Below are 17,969 nucleotides of genomic sequence, written 5' to 3'. Positions count from 1 at the left end.
GTTGTGAGGCCCGGTCTACGCCCTTTGGTTTGGCCATTGGACGTAAAGCGGGCCTCACAACGTTGAAAGCGGGAGCCTTAGCGGCCGCGGCGCTCGTTCGACGCCGGAGCCGAAGCCCGGCGCGGACCCTTGCGGGCGGGACGGCCTGAGTTGCCCGAGCCCGCACCGAACGAGCCACCCGAGGTGCCGCCGGTGTTGGAGGACCACACGGCCTTGCTGCCGGAGTTTCCTGCACCACGCGAGGTGGTTGCCGAGGCCGAACGGGGAGCCGCAGCCGAACGCGAACCAGCGGCACGCTGACCCGTGGCCGGACGTCCGCCGCGGCCTCCGCCCTGGCCCTGGGCGGCCGGGACATCGTTGCGGTGGCCGGATCCCGTGCGAGCGGAAGCAGCGGCGCGGCCGCGGGAGTTGCGGGCGACGTCCTCGCTTGCTGCTGCACGGCGGTCGGCACGGTTCAGGTCGGTGCGCACGGGTTCGGCCGAAACCTTGCCGCGTCCGCCACGCCCTCCGCGGCCACCCGCGGTGGGCGCTGCCTGGCTGGAGCGGCGGGCCCGCTTGCGCTGGGCGTTGGCGCCGGTGGAGGTGCCGCCGCCCTGGGGCTGGGCCTTGGCCGCCAGCAGGGCCGCGCGGGTGCGCGGATCGATCTTCTCGGCGACGTCTCCCACCAGCTCGGCAACCAGGGGTGAGCTGGCGGTGACGCGTTCGAAGGAAACCTCCACGCCGGCTGCCTTCATGAGCTTCTTGACGTCCTGCTGCTGCTCGGGGAGCGTCAGCGTGACCACAGTGCCTTCGGAGCCCGCGCGGGCGGTACGGCCGGAGCGGTGCAGGTACGCCTTGTGCTCGGTGGGCGGGTCGACGTGGATGACCAGTTCGACGTCGTCCACGTGCACACCGCGGGCCGCGACGTCGGTAGCCACCAGCACGCGCACGTCACCGGAGGAGAACTCGGCAAGGTTGCGGTCGCGGGCGTTCTGCGAAAGATTGCCGTGCAGGTCCACGGCGGGGATGCCGACGTCGGTGAGCTGCTTGGCCAGCTTGCGGGCGTGGTGCTTGGTGCGCATGAAGAGCACGCGGCGGCCGGTTCCGGAGGCCAGTTCAACAACCAGTTGCTTCTTGACGGTCTGGTCGTTGACCACCAGGACGTGGTGTTCCATGGTGGTCACGGCGGCCTGGGGGTCGTCCACCGAGTGGGTCAGCGGGTTGGACAGGTAACGGTGGACCAGCTTGTCCACACCGTTGTCCAGGGTTGCCGAGAAGAGCAGGCGCTGGCCCTGGCTGGGGGTCATGTCCATGAGCTTCTTGACCACGGGCAGGAAGCCGAGGTCGGCCATGTGGTCGGCCTCGTCCAGCACGGTGATCTCCACGGCTTCGAGGGTCAGGATGCGCTGGCGGATGAGGTCTTCGAGGCGGCCCGGGCAGGCGATGATGATGTCCACGCCGGCGGCGAGTGCCTTCTCCTGGCGGGCCTGGGAGACGCCGCCGTAGATGACGGTGGTGGTCAGGCCCATGGCCTTGGCCAGCGGCTCAACCGTGGCGTTGATCTGGGTGGCCAGTTCGCGGGTGGGGGCCAGGACCATGCCCATGGGGCGGCCGGGCTTGCGGAAGTACGCGGCCTCGCGCTCGGCAAGGCGGGCCACCAGCGGGATGGCGAAGGCGATGGTCTTGCCCGAACCGGTGCGGCCGCGGCCCAGCACATCGCGGCCGGCGAGGGTGTCCGGGAGGGTCTTCACCTGGATGGGGAAGGCTTCTTCGATGCCGTTGGCTGCGAGGGATTCGGCGATGGCTTTGGGCGTGCCAAGGGCAGCAAAAGTAGTCATGTGTTTGGTGGGTCTTTCTGGCGGCGCCCGTCCGGGCATCGGCCCCCGACGCCGGTTGGGCCAGGGGTTCGCCGAGGAAAAAGTCAGTGGTCAACCGCCTGACAGGAAGCCGGGGCCGGGACCGAACGCGTTCATCGACGCAGGATGTGCCTCTCACATGAACAAGGCCCGCACACGCGGGCCTCCCATTGCACATCAAGTTCCTCCAGTCTAACAGGGGCCGGAGGCCAGGATTTCCACCAGGATTTTCACCGCCGGCGGATTCCGGGCGATTCCGGCGGTTCTTTGGCGCCCACGGGGCAAGATGGGAGCACGACGAAAGGACGCTCGCGTGGAACACAGCGGAAATCACGCCTCCCATGGGCAGCACGACGGCGGAAACCACGACGGCGGCGCCCACGCCTTCGGGGCGGGTGCCGGGAGTGCCGGGCAGCTGTGGGACGACCGCTACCGCGAGCAGTCGCGGATCTGGAGCGGCCGCCCGAATCCACAGCTCGTGGTGGAAATGGCCGGCCCGGTTCCGGAACCCGGCGCCACCGCGCTGGATCTGGGCTGCGGCGAGGGCGCCGATGCGATCTGGCTCGCACAGCAGGGCTGGGCGGTCACCGCCGTCGACGTTTCCGCCGTCGCGCTGGAACGGGCGGCCGGGCACGCCGCCGAGTCGGGTGTGGCGGAACGGATCACCTTCCGGCGGAGGGACCTGGCCACGTGGCGGCCGGAAACAGGTTACGGGCTGGTGTCCTCCCAGTACCTGCACTCGCCCCTGCTGGACTGGCGTGCCTCCGCGGTTGCGTCGGCCGGGGCGGTGGCGCCCGGGGGCACCCTGCTGCTGGTGGGCCATTACCCGCAGGGCCAGCACTCGGCGCGGGAAATGTTCTACACGCCGGACGAACTGGCCGCGGCGCTCGACGGCGTCCTCGACACGTGGACGGTGCACATCCTCGAGACGCGCGAACGGATCGTCGCCGCTCCCGACGGCGGAAGCCGGACGCTCGTGGACACGGTGCTGCGGGCTACGCGTCCCTGATCTCCCCGGACCCGTCCAACTAGCCCGCAGTTGAGGCCGTTTTGGGCGCTCAAAGCGACTTAGCTGCGAGTCAGCGGCCGGCGAGAACGGCGGTGCGGCTCCCTGCCGCGACGGTGGTGGCCCGCGGCGAGACCAGCAGCCCGGCGACGGCGATCACCGCCGTCAGCCCGAACACCCCGGCGAAGCCGTACCCTGCCGCGAGCAGGTTGAAGATCATGCCCGCCATGGCGAGGGCCAGGGCGCTGCCGATGGAGTCGGAGATGGACAGGGCCGAGCTGTTGAAGCCTTGGGCGTCGGGCTCCGACAGGCCGATGGTCATGGTGCTCAGCCGCGGGAACATCAGGCCCATGCCGGCGCCGCCGAAGGTCCAGCAAATGATGGCGGGCAGTGGCGGCCAGGCGAAGAGCACCGCCGCCAGCTCCAGCAGCAGGACCGCGAGCACCACCGACGTGCCGGTCCGGATCGCCGCCGCGTTGCTGATGCGGGCACCCCAGCGGCCCTGGATTCCCGAGGTCGTAGCCCAGGCCAGCGCCGAGCCCGTCATCGCGAGGCCCGCGAACGCCGGGGAGAAACCGTAGCGTTCGGTGAGCAGGTAGGGCAGGTAGACCTCGGCGCCGAAGAAGGCGGCGGCGACCAGGCCGCGGAGCAGGATCACGCTCGGCAGCCCGTGGCCGGCGGTCAGGGTGCCGGGCGGCAGCAGCGGCCGTGCGGCGAACAGCGAGACAATGAGGGCGCCGAGGGCCAGCACCCAGCCCGCCACCGGGACCTGCCCGGACAGGTTCAGGGCGAGGACCGCGACGCCGGCGAGTACCGCCCAGCCGATCCGGCCCAGCTTCCAGGGGACAGCCGGCGGGGAAGCCGCGGCTGCGCCGCCGTCGGCCGGCCCGCGCATCTGCCGTAGCGCCAGAACGGTCATCGCCAGCGCCGGAACCACCAAGACCACGACGCCCAGGAAGACCCAGTGCCAGCCGACCAGCTCGGCCACCACACCGGCAGCGAACGGTCCCACCATGGACGGAACCACCCATACCGCGGCGAAGGCGGCGAACATTTTCGCGTGCAGCCGGGCGGGATATGCGCGGGCGATCATCACGTAGAGGGCAACGGTCATGGCGCCGCCGCCGAGGCCCTGCACGAAGCGGCCGCCGACAAACACGGGCATGGACAGGGCCGTGCCCGCGACGAGCAGTCCGGCCGCAAACAGCACCACCGAGGCGTAGAGCGGCCCTGCGGGTCCGCGGCGGTCGGCCCAGTTCCCGGCCACCACCATGCCCACCACACTGGTGGCCAGCGGTGCGGCGAAGGCCAGCGCGTAGAGCTCCAGGCCGTCCAGTTCGCGGCCCACACGCGGCATGATCGTGGTGACCGCCATGGCTTCGAAGGCGACCATGAACACCAGGGCGCAGGAACCCACGGTGGCCAGGAGGTACGGGCGGCGCAGGATCCCGGCCGAAAGATCGTCGTCGGTCATTGGTCAAGCCTAGTCCTGAAGTGATTGTTTTTGTTGTCTTCCGTGCGGAAACAAACAGCTGCGATCAGGGGTGGCTACGCTGTCGGGTTCAGCTCGGCGGCGGGAACGACGACGGCGCCGCTCGCCGTCGTGTCCGGGTTCAGCATCCAGCCGACGCGCTTGGCCGAGCTGAGGACCACCACGCTTTCCACCAGTTCGATGCCGGGGATGCGCTGCTGCAGGGCGAGCTCGGCATTCATCACGTCCGACAGTGAATGCAGCCACATGACGATCACGAAGTTGGTGCGCCCGGTGGTGGAGGCGCTGAGCCGCAGGTTCCTGAACCCGCGCAGCTCTGCGGCGGCAGCCTCGTGCTGGCCGGCCGGGACGTTGGCGAACCACTGGCAGGTCACCGGGTAGCCGGAGAACTTCTGCGCCACCTCGCAGCGGAAGGACAGCACGCGGCTGGCAAGGAGGCGGTTGAGCTGGCGCTGCACGGTGGCGGGGTTGCGGCCCAGCGCGCGGGCCATGTCCGCCGCCGTCGCCCGGCCGTCCTGGGCCAGGAAAGGGATCAGGTCCAGGTGGCTCTGCGGCAGCTCGGGACCCACGGGCGCCGCGGCCGAGGAGGATTCCGGACCGGCGAGGGCCTTGAGGGCGGCCTGCTGCGATCGGTCCAGCACGTTCAACCGCCAGGCGTGGCCGCCCGTGTGCAGGCGCGTGCAGAGGGAGGTGCGGTATTTCTGCAGCCCCTCGATCTCCTTGAACTGCGGCACCACGGTGTCGGTGAATGCGGCGAGGGTGGGCGTGATCACCGTCAGGATCAGGTCGCGGTTGCTGGCAGCCTCCTCCACCGTCACCACCTCGGGGATCGCCGCCAACGCCGCGGTGACGTCCGCCCGGAGCCGCATGTCGCAGTCGATGTCCACCAGGGCCAGGCACATCTGTTTCGGATCGCCGATCAGGTGGGCAGTGGTCCAGGCCGCGCCGGCCGAGCGGAGCCGTTCCCAGCGGGCCGCGAGGGTAGTGGCGTGGACGCCGAGTACTCCGGCGGCGTCGGACCAGCTGATCCGCGGGGCGATCTGCAGCGCGTTGATGAGCCCGAGGTCCTCTTCGCTCAGTTCCATTCCCACCCCTCTCTCCATGCGTTAATCCTGCGGCTATCATTCTACTTCTGCATTTTTCCTGCCATTTTACTGAATGTGAACGGCATTACTCCACAATGGCTTGGAGAGGATTTACCGACCATTCGGAAAGGCAGACCACACCGTATGACCATCGCTGCAGACGCCCGGGAACTCCAGGAAGACATCGTCCGTTTCCGCCACGAACTCCACCGCGAGCCCGAAATCGGACTGGACCTCCCGCGCACGCAGGAGAAGGTGCTCAAGGCGCTCGACGGACTGCCGTACGAAATCACCCTGGGTGAGAGCACGACGTCGGTCACCGCGGTGCTGCGCGGCAGCGCACCCGGCGCAGGCGCTGATTCCGCCGGGAAACCGGCGGTACTGCTGCGCGCGGACATGGACGCCCTGCCCGTGCAGGAGCGCAGCGGCGTTGACTACACCTCAACGGTGGACGGTGCCATGCACGCCTGCGGCCACGACCTGCACACCGCCATGCTGGCCGGCGCCGCGACCCTGCTCGCCGAACGCCGGGAGCAACTGGCCGGCGACGTGGTGCTGATGTTCCAGCCCGGTGAAGAAGGGTTCGACGGCGCCGGGCACATGATCCGCGAAGGCGTCCTGGACGCCGCGGGCCGCCGGGTGGACGCCGCCTACGGCATGCACGTCTTCTCCGCGATGGAGCCGTACGGCCGGTTCTGCACCAAGCCGGGCGTGATCATGAGCGCCTCGGACGGCCTGTTCGTCACCGTGCTTGGTGCCGGCGGGCACGGTTCCGCGCCGTTTGCCGCCAAGGATCCGGTGACGGCCGCGGCCGAAATGGTCACGGCACTGCAGGTGATGATCACCCGGCAGTTCAACATGTTCGATCCTGTGGTCCTCACGGTCGGGGTGCTGCAGGCCGGGACCAAACGCAACGTCATCCCGGAAAGCGCCCGTTTCGAAGCCACCATCCGGACCTTCTCCGAGGCCTCCCGCGAGCGCATGATGAAGGCCATCCCCGTCCTGCTCAAGGGCATCGCCGCCGCCCATGGCCTCGAGGTGGACGTGGACTACCGCGGCGAATACCCCCTCAGCGTCACCAACGAAGACGAAACCGCAACCGCCGAAAAGACCATCCTGGAAATGTTCGGCGAATCCCGGCACACCCGCTGGGCCACCCCGCTCAGCGGATCGGAAGATTTCTCCCGCGTCATGGCCGAGGTGCCCGGAACGTTCATCGGGCTCAGCGCCGTCCCCAAGGGGGCGGACCCCCAGGCCGCCGCCTACAACCACTCGCCCTTCGCCACATTCGACGACGGCGTGCTGGCCGACGGTGCAGCGCTCTACGCCGAACTGGCCGTCTCCCGTATCGCCGCCCTCGCCGGCGCCCGCAACTGAATCCCCAACTCCCCCGTTTGGAGCATGACATGACCACCACAGGGACCCAGACCCCCGTCCAGGAGCACAAGTCGCACCTGCGCACCCTTGTCGGCACCGGCATCGGCAACGCCGTCGAATGGTACGACTGGGCCATCTACGCCACGTTCGCCCCGTTCATCGCGAGCGCCCTGTTCAGCAGCGCCGACCCCACCTCGGCCATCCTGTCCACCCTGGCGATCTTCGCCGTCGGCTTCGTGGCCCGGCCCTTCGGCGGCTTCGTGTTCGGCTGGATCGGCGACCGGATCGGCCGCAAGACCTCCATGACCTTCGCGGTCGCGCTCGGGGCCTTCGGCAGCCTGCTGATCGGCGTCGCCCCCACCTTCGAAACGGTGGGCGTCTTCGCCTCGATCATGCTGCTGTTCGCCCGGCTCATCCAGGGCCTGGCGCACGGCGGCGAGCTGCCGTCGTCGCAAACGTACCTGTCCGAAATGGCACCCAAGGAGAAGCGCGGCTTCTGGGCCACCCTCATCTACACCTCGGGCACGGTGGGCATCCTCCTCGGAACGCTCCTGGGCGCCATCCTGTCCGCGATGCTGAGCAAGACCGACATGGCCGCCTGGGGCTGGCGCATCCCGTTCATCCTGGGTGGCTTCCTGGGCATCTATGCCCTGGTGATGCGGGCGCGGATGAAGGAGACGGAGGCGTTCGAGGCGGAGACCGTCAAGGAAAAGCACCAGCCCATCTGGCCGCAGATCTTCCGGCACCGCAAGCAGGCCCTGCAGGTCATCGGGCTCACCGTGGGCTTGACCGTCATCTACTACGTCTGGGGCGTCGTGGCCCCGAGCTACGCCGCCACCACCCTGAAGATGGACCGCGGCGCCGCGCTGTGGGCCAGCGTGGTGGGCAACATCGTGTTCATCGCCGCCCTCCCGTTCTGGGGCAGGCTCTCGGACCGGATCGGCCGCAAACCGGTGCTCATTGCCGGCGCCGCCGGCGCGGCGCTGCTGCACTTCCCGATGACCTGGCTGCTGAAGGACTCTCCGTGGCAGCTGGCCGTGGGCATGTCCGTGATGCTCTTCTTCATCGCCGCGAGCGCCGCGATCGTGCCGGCCGTCTACGCGGAGCTGTTCCCCACCAAGATCCGCACCGTGGGCGTCGGCGTCCCCTACTCCATCTGCGTCGCAGCCTTCGGCGGCACGGCCCCCTATCTGCAGAGTTGGTTGGCGAGCACCGGCCAGGGCAGCCTGTTCAACGTCTACGCCGTGGTGCTGCTGGCGATCGGCATCGCCTTCGTGTTCACCATCCCGGAGACCAAGGGCAAGGATCTCACGCACTAGGTCATGCCGGGAGCCCCGTCCCCGAATGCCCGCGGCTCGCACGATGCGCCGCGGGCATTCGCGCTTGGAGGCTTTGGGTGCAGGCAGGAGGAAATATGATGTAGCGCATGCCTGCCGCCGACACGACACAGCTTCGACGCCGCATGGCGGAGCTTTTCGAATGGAAGGCCAACCCCGAGACCGGCAGCCAGTACTTCAATCTCTTTGCTTGGTGGAGGGAACCAGAGGTTGTGGCCGGTGTGGGTTCCCTTCTCGCCGAGCCGTTCCGGGCAGCTTCTCCGAATATCGTCGTCGGTCCGTCCGCTAGTGGACACCTCACCGGAGTCCTCACGGCCGTGAGCCTGGGCGTTGGCTTCTGCCCCGTGCGCAAGGACCCTGCGCCCTCTTTTGACAGCGATCCATGGGTAAAGGTCACCAGCCCTCCGGACTACAAGGACCGCCACCTCGAACTGGGCTTACCCAAGGGGCTGATCCGCGCTGGCGATAGGGTGCTCGCTGTTGACGACCTGATTGACACAGGAGGACAACTGCTCGCGATGCAAAGACTTGTCGAGGAAACCGGAGCGACATGGGTCGGAGCATCTGTCCTGATCGACAACCTCAGGGAAAGCCGGCCCCGCCGGCAACTGGGCCTCAGGTCCGTCTTTCATGTCCGGGACCTCTGAGAATCGGAGGTATTCAGCATGGGCAATCCGAGCAACGTCCTGACAATCGTCGAGAATCACGTGGAATGGACGGAGTCCACGTTCCGGTGGTTCCGCCGACGGGAGGAAGTCAAACGCAAAGCGCCCGTGCATGAGTTCTACATTGATGGCGCACCATTGTTGTCGTTGATCGAGCCAGCTGAGGCGGACGATCCTGATCGCAAGATGCCCTTGCTCGGACGGGATCGCCCGGATGAATCCTTGGACCAGCTCCAGCAGCTCCTCGGCGGCCCATTGCCAGCCGACAGGAACGGACGAGTCTGGGTCCTGTACTGCCAATGTGGGGACCCGGGATGCGGCGGCTTCAGCACCCGCATCACCTTCACGGAGACGACCGTCGCCTGGGCTGATTTCGGATGGGATGACGTCTTCGGTTCTCCCACGGAAGCGGTGGAGATCGATAAGACATTCGTGTTCGAGCGGGCCGCGTATGAAAGGCTCATGCACGACCTGATCCGCCGCCTCACGAACCACCACTCTTAGGAAGCTCCTGAAAACACGCTGGCCAAGGCACCCCCAACCAGCATGGCAGGCAGGACGAGGGCAAAGAGTTTCCATTCCGTAAGGCGCAAAGGGCGCATTTTCCTTCGATATTTGCTGTGTTCCGGGGTGAACGGCAGAAGCGACCCGTAGTCCAAGTAGTGCCGAAGCAGCCGGGCAATTCTGTACGGGCGGCCGAACGAAGCTGTCTCAGCCGCCGCCGGCCAAAGCACACCCCAAGCGGCCAGGCCAGCTGGGCCCGAAGATACGAACTCCTGGCCACCTTGATAGGCGCAGAATCCAAGGAACAGGACGATTGGGTGGAGAACCAACACCCACGGTGTGCCCTTCAAAGGATAGGTTCGTTTGGATCCAGCACGTGAAACTTCCGGGCGCTCGGAGCGCGCGTGGGCCAGCAGTCCCACCACTGCGAGGAGGGAGGCGGCCAAGCCAAGGTAAATACTCAGCTGCAAGGAGGCTCCTGGGAGTGAACAGGCTGCTGCAATCGGGACCAGCCCACAATATTTGACGCGGGAGGCAATTTCAGGAAAAGGAGACATGTGCTTACCCACTGCCCGTCACGGAGGCGGCTTACCGCAGTAATAATTCAACCCCAGGCACCAATCAGTGATGCTCGTCCCGGATTTTGCGCACCAAGGGAAAGCCTTCCTTACGAATCCCCGGCAGTCGTATCAGGAAACCGCGCTCTCCGCATAGCTTGGCCCCATGACGAACACCTCTTACGACGTAGTGATTGTTGGTGGCGGACACAACGGCCTCACCGCCGCGGCCTATCTGGCGCGGGCCGGCAAGGACGTGCTCCTCCTTGAGCGCGATGACCATCTGGGCGGCGCAGCGGTTTCGGCTACAGCCTTTGACGGGGTGGACGCCCGACTGTCCCGCTATTCCTACCTGGTCAGCCTCATGCCGAAGCAGATCATCGAAGAGCTGGACCTGGACATCGAACTCGCCCGCCGCCGCTATTCCTCCTACACCCCCGTCCCCGGCAACACTTCGGCAGGCTTGCTGATCGACGGCGGCGACGGCGAGGCCACCCGGGAATCCTTCGAGCGCGTGGCCGGCAACGATGCCGACTTCGATGCGATGCAGGAATTCAGCGCCGACACCGGGCGCTTGGCCCGCGCACTGTTCCCCACCTTCTGCGAGCCGCTGCCGAGCCGCTCCGAGGCCCGCAAACTGCTCGACGACGACGCCCTCTGGGAGGAGCTCATCGAACAGCCGCTGGGCCAGGCGATCGCCCGGCGGTTCACGGACGACGTCGTCCGCGGCGTTATGGCGACCGATGCACTCATCGGTACCTTCACCTCCCTGGACGACACTTCGCTGGACGCCAACCGCTGCTTCCTCTACCACGTCGTCGGGAACGGAACCGGCGACTGGGATATCCCTATCGGAGGCATGGGCGCTGTCTCCCGCGAGCTGGAACGTGTGGCCCGCGAGGCCGGCGCCAGGCTGCTCACCGGCGCCGAAGTCACCGCGGTATCGCCCGACGGCGGTGTCCGCTACGTTTTGGACGGCGAAGAGCACGCTGTCGAAGGCCGTCACATCCTGGCCAATGTCGCTCCCTGGGTCCTGGACGGCCTGCTCGACGGCGGAAACAGCCCCAGGAGCACCCGTTCCGCAAAGCCCGAAGGCGCCCAGGTGAAGGTCAACCTCCTGCTCGCCCGGCTCCCCCGGCTCAACGACCAATCCGTGGCCCCCGAAGCGGCGTTCGGCGGAACGTTCCACATCAACGAAGGCTACGGCCAGCTCGAAGAGGCTTATCAGGAAGCGCTCGGAGGCGCGATCCCCAGCCCGCTGCCCTGCGAGATCTACTGCCATTCGCTGACCGATCCGAGCATTCTTTCGCCTGAACTCGTTGCGGCCGGGGCGCAGACGCTCACTGTTTTCGGCCTGCACGTCCCGCACCGGCTCATCACGGAAGAAAACAACGTCGCACGACGGGAAGAATTGCAGTCGGCCGTGCTTGCGTCACTGAATTCGGTCCTGGCCGAGCCGATCGAGGAACTGATCCTCAAGGACGCCAACGGCAGGCCGTGCATCGAAACCAAGACGACGCTGGACCTGGAGCACGCCATCAACATGCCGGGCGGCAACATCTTCCACGGCTCGCTGGACTGGCCGTTCCTTGAAGACGACGCACCGAGGAACACGGCAGCCGAACGCTGGGGCGTCGGCACCGGCAAACCGCGCATCCTCCTCTGCGGTGCAGGCGCCCGGCGCGGCGGCGGAGTGAGCGGCATCGGTGGCCACAACGCCGCGATGGCCGTGTTGGAGGACTCCGCCGGACAGTGACACGACCCTCCTGACCTTCTTTGGCACGGAAAAGCCCGCGACACTCCGTACCTCACGGTGTGTCGCGGGCCCTCGCCGTTCAAAGGAGGTCAGGAGTTACGGCCTCCCCGCCGTTCCTGCGACTCAACCTCCTGAACCGCGAGCCTTTCCTGGACTGCGATCTGGCGGGCCGCTGCGGCGGCAAGCCGGCGGCAGAACTCCGACCCTTCGCCGGGCCTTCCCTCCGGGACGATCTCGTGCAGGGCGCCGTCGCCGAACAGTTCGGGGGCGCCGATCCGCTGCTGCTCCGCCAACTCCCGGGCGTGCGCGGTGTCCCGGTGCACGATCAGGCTGGCGCCTTCGGGCGGCAGCGGCGCCAGCCAGGCGTGCTCCGCAGCCACGGTGCGGCGGGCGGCCGCGAGCGCCAGGGCCCCTCCCCCGGTGCCTTCGCCCATCAGGATCGCCACGCTGGGCACGGTGAGCTGCAGGAGCCCTGCGATGCAATCGGCGATGCCCCCGGCGATCGCAGCTTCCTCGGCGCGGACCGAAAGCTCGGCGCCCGGGGTGTCCACCACGGTGACCAGGGGCAGCCCGAGGTCCTGCGCCAGGCGCATGCCGCGGCGGGCCTGCGCCAGCCCCGCGGCGTCGAGCACGGCACCGGCGCGCTGGGCCGCACGGTCCTGCCCGACGACGACGACCGGCCGGGCGGGCAGCCCGGACGTTCCGGGGAGTTCAGCCAGTACGACGGCGGTGCTCGCCGAACGCTCCCCGCGTCCCGTACCGGACAGCCGGACCGTGCGGCCGAAGCCGCCGTCGAGCAGTTCCGCCAGGCCGGGACGACCGGCTTCGCGGCTGCGCAGGACCGAGTCCCACACGCTGCCGGTGCGCTCCGCGGGAACGGGGGTGCCGCCGTCGGGCATCGCCTTGGAGTCGGGCGCCGCCTTGGAGTCGGGCGCCGCCTCGGAAGGGTCGGACTCCCCGCCACCGGGCGACCCGGCACCTGGCGCCGAACCCCGGCCGGCCAGGATCCCCAGCACCCCGGCTGCGAGGTTCCGGAAGCCCGCAACGTCCAGCACGGCGTCGACCGTTCCGAGCGCGAGCAGGTGTTCGCCGGACTGGATCCCGGCGGGAAACTCCTCGCCGCGGAGCCCGGCGTAGACCTTGGGCCCGAGGAAGCCCACCAGGGCGCCGGGCTCGGCCACGGTCACATGGCCCAGGGAACCCCAGGATGCGAACACGCCGCCCGTGGTGGGGTGCCGCAGGTACGCCAGGTAGGGCAGGCCGAGCGCCTTGTACGCGGTAAGGGCCTCGGTGATCCGCACCATCTGCAGGAAGGCGAGCGTGCCCTCCTGCATGCGCGTGCCGCCGGACGCCGGTGCGGCGATGAGCGGCAGGCCGCGGCGGCCCGCCTCCTCGATCGCCGCGACAATCCGGTCCGCGGTGGCCCGGCCGATCGAGCCGCCCAGGAAGGTGAACTCGCTGGCCAGCACGGCGACGGCTTGCCCGTCGATCCTGCCTTCGCCGCTGAGGACGGCCTCGTCGGCGCCACTGCGTTCGCGGGCCCGGTCCAGGTCGTCGAGGTAGGCCCGGGAGGCGCCGGCCGGCACCCCGGCCGGCCGGTCCCAGCTGCGGAAGCTGCCGGGATCGAGCAACCGCTCCAGGACTTCGGCGCCGCCCAGCCGCAGCGGCCGGGTGCCGCTTTCCAGCACGGCGGTCATGGCGCGCCCGTTCCTGCGGCGCTGGCCCCGGCACCGAGCAGCGCGCCCTCGTTCAGCCAGGCCCGGATGCTCTGGTCGTGCTCACCGAGCCGGGGCGGGGCGGTGTGCTGCAGGCGGGTGGTTTCGGTGCCATCACCGTCGAAGAAGCGCAGCGGGGAGCCCGGGATCCCGATCCGGCCAAGCGTGGGGTGCTCGACGTCCAGGAGCAGGTGCTGGCTGCGGGTCTGCTCCCAGGCGAAGACCTCGTCCAGGGAACGGACGCGGCCGGCCGGGATGCCCGCTGCTTCCAGCCGGGCGAGCAGTTGCTCCGATCCGGTCTCCGCGAAGACGGCTTCGATGGCTTCGATGAGCCCGGCCCGGTTGCTGACCCGGGACTGGTTGTCCTTCCAGCGTTTATCCGCGGCGGGCAGGCCGAACTCGGCGGCGAATCGCTGCCAGAGCCCTTCGGAGCCGACTGCGATCTGCACGGCCCCGCCGGCGCAGCGGAAGAGCCCGTACGGCGCGATGGACGGGTGGTGGTTGCCCTGGGCCTGCGGCACCTGACCGCCCACGGTCCAGCGGGTGCCCTGGAACGCCAACACGCCAACGATCGAGGAGAGCAAGGAGGTCCGCACGATTTTCCCGCGGCCGGTCTGCTCCCGTTCGAGCAGGGCCGCCAGCACCCCGTAGGCACCGTGGATTCCGGCCAGGACGTCGCCGATCGGGACGCCGACGCGTTGCAGGTCCTCCGGGCCGGAGCCGGTGAGGGACATCAGTCCGGCCTCACCCTGGGCGATCTGGTCGTAGCCGGCACGGCGGCCTTCCGGTCCGTCGTGCCCGAAGCCGCTGATGGCCAGCACGACCAGCCGCGGGTTGAGCTCCTCCAGGGTGGCGGGGTCAAAGCCCAGCCGGTCCAAGGTGCCGGGGCGGAAGTTCTCGATCAACACATCCGCCCGGCGCAGGAGTTCACGCAGGGTGTCCTTGCCGTCTGCCGACTTCAGGTCCAGTCGCAGGGATTCCTTGTTCCGGTTGCAGGAGAGGAAGTACGTTGACTCGCGGCCTTCCAGGGTGTCCACGAAGGGCGGGCCCCAACCGCGGGTGTCGTCGCCGCCGTCGGGATTCTCCACCTTGATGACCCGGGCACCGAGGTCGCCAAGCATCATGCCGGCGTGCGGGCCGGCGAGCGCCCGGGAGAGGTCGACGACGAGCGTGCCGTCCAGAGGTCCGGTCGCGGTGCCCGTCGTGCCTGCGCCCGTCATACCGGGGCTCCGACTGCCCGGCGTCCGCTGAGCGGGTCCTCGTCCGCGGTGTCGTGGACCTCCAGCGGGTTGCGGCGGCGCCGGATGAACTCCCCGATGACGAGGACCAGGAGGTTCGGGGCCAGGGCGATCAGGCCCGAATCCACCCCGCCGGTGGGGATGTTTCCGAAGGTTATGAGGGCCACCGTGAGTGTGCCGGTGATGATGCCCAAGTTGACCGGGACCGCGCCGACACGCACCTTGCGGCCGATGGCGATCGCGACGGCGGGCGCCAGTTGGGTGAGGCCGCCATAGGTGAGCAGCAGCAGCGCGCCGATGTCCGACTTCGCCAGCCCGAAGACCAGCGCAAGGCCGACGGCGACGGCGACCACCACATGGTTGAGCCGGAACCGCAGCTTGGGGTTCTTGACCGTGAGCAGGTTGTTGGAGACCAGCGAGGATATGCCCATGGCAATAGCGCCGGCCGGAACCATGGCGGCCGCCGCGCCGCCGATCGCGATGACCGCGATGAGGGGCTCGGGCAGGGTGTGCTGGGCGATGCTCAGCAGGACCTGGTTCCCTTTGGTCTTGGGGTCGAGGATGAGTGTGGCGGCGATGCCGGCGGTGATGGGGATGAGCAGCAGGAACTGGTAAATGGCGAGCCACTTGACGTTGTCCCGGAGCACGGCCCCGCTCTTGGCGGCCAGGACCGGCGGCCACAGGTGCGGGAAGGTGTTCAGGCCGGCACCGATGCTCGTCACGATCACGGAGGTCACCCAGAAGGTGGCATCGAAGCCGGGCCGGGTGACGGTGAGGTAGTCCGGGGCGGTGTCGATGACCTTGGCGAAGATGTCCGGAATGCCGCCGATGCCGGCGACCACGCCGGCCAGGACGATCACGAGGGCCGCGAGCATGGCGAAGTCCTTGAAGATGGCCACCTTGGCCAGGCCGCGGATGCCCGCCCAGATGACGAAGACGACCACCAGGACGCTGGCCACGGCCATGCTGTAACCGCGGGCCGATTCGCTGCCCGTGGCCAGCTGGACGATCAGGCCGAGGCCGGTGATCTGCAGCTGCAGGTACGGGATGAGGAAGACGGCGCCGACGAGGGCAACGGTCTTGCCCAGGGACTTGCTCTTGAAGCGGTCCCCGAAGAAATCGGCCATGGTCAGGTAGCCGCGGTGCGCGCCCAGTTCGCGCTGCCGCGGGACCACGAAGTACTGCAGGATGCAGGTGATGGTCAGGTAGGCGACGGCGAAGAGCGCTGCGACGCCGCCGCCGAAGGCGATGCCCGCCAGGCCCAGGAAGCTGAAGGTGGTGAGGGATTCGCCGGCCTGCAGGAACCAGGTGGTCCAGCGGGGCAGGTCGCGCTTCCCGACCGTCCAGCCGGAGAGTTCGGTCTGGCGGCGGCGGCCGGCGATGCCTAGGGCGCCGATGCCGATGATTCCGATGATGATGGCGACAGTAAGCATCAGTGGGCCTCCGGTCCGTTCGCGTCGAGTGCGGCCCGGCGCTGTTCGGACAGTTCGAGTTCGAGCCGGTCCAGTTCGGCGCCGCCTTCGCGCAGGTAGCTGCGCTCGATGATCTGCAGGGCCGCCACCGTGGCGATGATCATCAGGCCCATCCAGACGATTGCGGCGGGCAGGCCCAGCCACAGGGTGGGGGTGGAAACGAAGGGCAGGAAGGGGGTGGCGATCATGCCGATGATGGGGACTGCGGCGATGGAAAGCCGCTTGGGTGAGGCGAGGACGGTACTCATAGGACTGCAGCTCCTTGGGGGCGAACGGCTGAGCAGGATGAGAGTTGTTCGAAGGCCGAGGCGAGGCGGAGCAGGCGGACATCGCTGCCGCGTGCGCCGACCATCTGGAGGCCGACGGGAAGGCCCGACGGCGTGAAGCCGGCCGGGACGGACAGGGCCGGGAGTCCCAGCGGGGTGAACAGGTACGGGGCGCGCATCCAGTCGAGGTAGCTGTCGAGCTGCTGCCCCTCGATCTCGGTGGGGTATTCGAGGTCGGCGTCGAACGGCGCCAGCTGGGAGGCCGGCGCGATCACAAGGTCGTAGCGGGTGAAGAACTCCGCCGCCTTGCGGATAAGGCGGGTCATGCCTTCCTCGGCCCGGAACACGTCGCGCCCGCTCAGGCCGGCGCCGTCGCGGATGTTTCCGGAGAGGAAATGGTTGAACAGGCCTGGCTCGGCGTCGAGGTCGTCTCCCCAGGCGGCGTGGAAGCTGGCCGCCCGCAGCACCCGGAACACTTCGTCGGAGCCGTCCAGGTCCGGGCAGTCGATCTCCACGTGGGCGCCGAGTTCCGCCAGTGCCTTGGCCTGGGGGTCCAGCACGTCCAGCACTTCGCGGGCCACCGGGATGCGGCCGCCCAGGGTGGGGGCGTAGGCGATGCGCAACCCGGCGAAGTCCTGCGGGGACGGCTCGCCGGTGTGCCCTTGCTCGACCGGGAAGACGGAGAAGGGGTCGTCCGGGGTGGCCCCGCGCATGGCCGAGAAGAGCAGCGCGGTGTCCTCCGCGGTGCGGCCCATCGGACCCGCGACGCCCAGCGGGAAGAAGACGTTGCCGCCGTCGGTGTTGGGGACCATGCCCGGCGTCGGGCGCAGGCCCACCACATTGCAGAACGACGCCGGGTTGCGCAGGGAGCCACCCATGTCGCTGCCGTCGGCGATCGGCTGGAAGCCGGAGGCCAGTGCCGCCGCCGCGCCGCCGCTGCTGCCACCGGCCGACTTGGTGGGGTCGTAGGGGTTCCGGGTGGTGCCGAAGAGCCGGTTGAAGGTGTGCGAGCCGGCGGCGTATTCCGGCACGTTGGTCTTGCCCACGCGGATGGCTCCGGCGTCCAGGATCCGCTGCACGTGCAGGTCGTTGAAGTCCGGCACGAAATCGGCGTGGCGCGGGTGCCCGAAGGTGGTGCGCATCCCTGCCGTGCGGGCGGTGTCCTTGAAGCTGACGGGCAGGCCGTGCAGGGGCCCGGGGGCGAGGCCTGCGGCGAGCTTGCGGTCGGCCTCTGCCGCGGCCGCGCGGGCACCGTCTTCATCGATGGTGACCACGGCGTTCACGAGCGGATTGAGGCGGTCAATCTGTTCGAGGTGGGCTTCGAGCACCTCGACGGCGGATACCTCACGGGAGCGCAGGAGCCCTGCGAGCTCCACCGCCCCGCGGTACACCAATTCATTCATCATGATTCATAGAACCTTTGTTTGATTTCCTTTTGAACCGTTCATACGGCCTAGTTGGAGTTAATGAATCACCATAGTGGCGCCAATCACGTTTGGCTAGGGGTGCGGGGGATTTTCTTGGCGCGTTGGAGACGCGCGGGGTACGGGCGACGGGCGCACGGCAGCGTCATGCAGGGTGAGTCGGGGCAGCCGCCCTGACCTTCTTTGGCACGACAAAGCCCGCGACGCGCCGTGGTTCACGGCGGGTCGCGGGCCATCGCG

14 protein-coding genes are annotated in these 17,969 nt (G+C 68.5%); 6 read left to right on the top strand and 8 right to left on the bottom strand.

The annotated features are described in order from the left end of the window. Positions 1 to 77: 77 nt before the first annotated feature. The gene (locus DWV11_RS14585) at positions 78 to 1,817 is read right to left on the bottom strand and encodes a DEAD/DEAH box helicase (RefSeq protein WP_115789642.1); all 1,740 of its coding nucleotides are present in this window, start codon (positions 1,815 to 1,817) and stop codon (positions 78 to 80) included. A 331-nt stretch (positions 1,818 to 2,148) separates the two neighbouring features. On the opposite strand from DWV11_RS14585, the gene DWV11_RS14580 reads away from it, so the two are divergent. After that, on the top strand, positions 2,149 to 2,844 hold the full coding sequence (locus tag DWV11_RS14580) for an SAM-dependent methyltransferase (RefSeq protein ID WP_245953669.1): 696 nt from the start codon (positions 2,149 to 2,151) through the stop codon (positions 2,842 to 2,844). Between the two features lie 70 nt (positions 2,845 to 2,914). Here DWV11_RS14580 and DWV11_RS14575 read toward each other — a convergent pair whose 3' ends face one another. Next, positions 2,915 to 4,315, bottom strand: coding sequence for an MFS transporter (locus DWV11_RS14575; protein WP_115789640.1), 1,401 nt, complete (start codon positions 4,313 to 4,315; stop codon positions 2,915 to 2,917). A 74-nt stretch (positions 4,316 to 4,389) separates the two neighbouring features. Continuing rightward, a complete protein-coding gene (locus DWV11_RS14570; RefSeq protein ID WP_115789639.1) occupies positions 4,390 to 5,418 on the bottom strand; it encodes an Lrp/AsnC family transcriptional regulator in 1,029 nt (342 codons plus the stop codon). 144 nt (positions 5,419 to 5,562) lie between these two features. On the opposite strand from DWV11_RS14570, the gene DWV11_RS14565 reads away from it, so the two are divergent. From DWV11_RS14565 to DWV11_RS14545, 5 genes are all read left to right on the top strand, one after another. After that, on the top strand, positions 5,563 to 6,795 hold the full coding sequence (locus tag DWV11_RS14565) for a M20 metallopeptidase family protein (RefSeq protein ID WP_115789638.1): 1,233 nt from the start codon (positions 5,563 to 5,565) through the stop codon (positions 6,793 to 6,795). A 29-nt stretch (positions 6,796 to 6,824) separates the two neighbouring features. Beyond that, entirely contained in the window at positions 6,825 to 8,114 is a 1,290-nt protein-coding gene (locus tag DWV11_RS14560) for an MFS transporter (protein WP_115789637.1), read from the top strand. A gap of 107 nt (positions 8,115 to 8,221) precedes the next feature. Further along, entirely contained in the window at positions 8,222 to 8,779 is a 558-nt protein-coding gene (locus DWV11_RS14555; RefSeq protein WP_245953668.1) for a phosphoribosyltransferase family protein, read from the top strand. 18 nt (positions 8,780 to 8,797) lie between these two features. Continuing rightward, the gene (locus tag DWV11_RS14550; protein WP_115789636.1) at positions 8,798 to 9,301 is read left to right on the top strand and encodes a hypothetical protein; all 504 of its coding nucleotides are present in this window, start codon (positions 8,798 to 8,800) and stop codon (positions 9,299 to 9,301) included. A gap of 723 nt (positions 9,302 to 10,024) precedes the next feature. Continuing rightward, positions 10,025 to 11,614, top strand: coding sequence for a phytoene desaturase family protein (locus DWV11_RS14545; protein ID WP_115789635.1), 1,590 nt, complete (start codon positions 10,025 to 10,027; stop codon positions 11,612 to 11,614). Between the two features lie 89 nt (positions 11,615 to 11,703). Here the strand turns inward: DWV11_RS14545 and DWV11_RS14540 are convergent, their stop codons facing one another. The 5 genes from DWV11_RS14540 to DWV11_RS14525 are packed head-to-tail and all read right to left on the bottom strand — an operon-like array spanning position 11,704 to position 17,711. Further along, the gene (locus tag DWV11_RS14540) at positions 11,704 to 13,311 is read right to left on the bottom strand and encodes a carboxyl transferase domain-containing protein (RefSeq protein WP_115789634.1); all 1,608 of its coding nucleotides are present in this window, start codon (positions 13,309 to 13,311) and stop codon (positions 11,704 to 11,706) included. Beyond that, a complete protein-coding gene (locus tag DWV11_RS14535) occupies positions 13,308 to 14,549 on the bottom strand; it encodes a CaiB/BaiF CoA transferase family protein (protein WP_115789633.1) in 1,242 nt (413 codons plus the stop codon). The genes DWV11_RS14540 and DWV11_RS14535 overlap by 4 nt, the downstream gene beginning before the upstream one ends. After that, positions 14,546 to 16,000: a sodium:solute symporter family protein gene (locus tag DWV11_RS14530; RefSeq protein WP_245953666.1), complete on the bottom strand. Its 1,455-nt coding sequence runs from the start codon at positions 15,998 to 16,000 to the stop codon at positions 14,546 to 14,548. The genes DWV11_RS14535 and DWV11_RS14530 overlap by 4 nt, the downstream gene beginning before the upstream one ends. Further along, positions 16,000 to 16,287 (bottom strand): hypothetical protein, encoded by a 288-nt coding sequence (locus tag DWV11_RS19945; RefSeq protein ID WP_136017914.1) that lies wholly within the window; start codon positions 16,285 to 16,287, stop codon positions 16,000 to 16,002. The genes DWV11_RS14530 and DWV11_RS19945 overlap by 1 nt, the downstream gene beginning before the upstream one ends. Beyond that, positions 16,284 to 17,711, bottom strand: a complete 1,428-nt coding sequence (locus tag DWV11_RS14525) for an amidase family protein (protein WP_210725763.1) — start codon at positions 17,709 to 17,711, stop codon at positions 16,284 to 16,286. The genes DWV11_RS19945 and DWV11_RS14525 overlap by 4 nt, the downstream gene beginning before the upstream one ends. Positions 17,712 to 17,969 lie beyond the last annotated feature (258 nt).

The organism is Arthrobacter silvisoli, from assembly GCF_003369445.1.
In the GTDB taxonomy this organism is placed as follows: domain Bacteria; phylum Actinomycetota; class Actinomycetes; order Actinomycetales; family Micrococcaceae; genus Arthrobacter; species Arthrobacter silvisoli.
Note: the sequence above shows the minus strand (reverse complement) of the source record. Positions and strands in the feature narration are given on the sequence as shown.

Bases quoted from the DNA above. Each gene is read 5' to 3' on its own strand.
- DWV11_RS14545 (WP_115789635.1), top strand. From the start codon at position 10,025: ATGACGAACACCTCTTACGACGTAGTGATTGTTGGTGGCGGACACAAC.
- DWV11_RS19945 (WP_136017914.1), bottom strand. From the start codon at position 16,287: ATGAGTACCGTCCTCGCCTCACCCAAGCGGCTTTCCATCGCCGCAGTC.
- DWV11_RS14530 (WP_245953666.1), bottom strand. From the start codon at position 16,000: ATGCTTACTGTCGCCATCATCATCGGAATCATCGGCATCGGCGCCCTA.
- DWV11_RS14535 (WP_115789633.1), bottom strand. From the start codon at position 14,549: ATGACGGGCGCAGGCACGACGGGCACCGCGACCGGACCTCTGGACGGC.
- DWV11_RS14565 (WP_115789638.1), top strand. From the start codon at position 5,563: ATGACCATCGCTGCAGACGCCCGGGAACTCCAGGAAGACATCGTCCGT.
- DWV11_RS14525 (WP_210725763.1), bottom strand. From the start codon at position 17,711: ATGATGAATGAATTGGTGTACCGCGGGGCGGTGGAGCTCGCAGGGCTC.
- DWV11_RS14555 (WP_245953668.1), top strand. From the start codon at position 8,222: ATGCCTGCCGCCGACACGACACAGCTTCGACGCCGCATGGCGGAGCTT.
- DWV11_RS14570 (WP_115789639.1), bottom strand. From the start codon at position 5,418: ATGGAACTGAGCGAAGAGGACCTCGGGCTCATCAACGCGCTGCAGATC.
- DWV11_RS14560 (WP_115789637.1), top strand. From the start codon at position 6,825: ATGACCACCACAGGGACCCAGACCCCCGTCCAGGAGCACAAGTCGCAC.
- DWV11_RS14585 (WP_115789642.1), bottom strand. From the start codon at position 1,817: ATGACTACTTTTGCTGCCCTTGGCACGCCCAAAGCCATCGCCGAATCC.
- DWV11_RS14550 (WP_115789636.1), top strand. From the start codon at position 8,798: ATGGGCAATCCGAGCAACGTCCTGACAATCGTCGAGAATCACGTGGAA.
- DWV11_RS14540 (WP_115789634.1), bottom strand. From the start codon at position 13,311: ATGACCGCCGTGCTGGAAAGCGGCACCCGGCCGCTGCGGCTGGGCGGC.
- DWV11_RS14575 (WP_115789640.1), bottom strand. From the start codon at position 4,315: ATGACCGACGACGATCTTTCGGCCGGGATCCTGCGCCGCCCGTACCTC.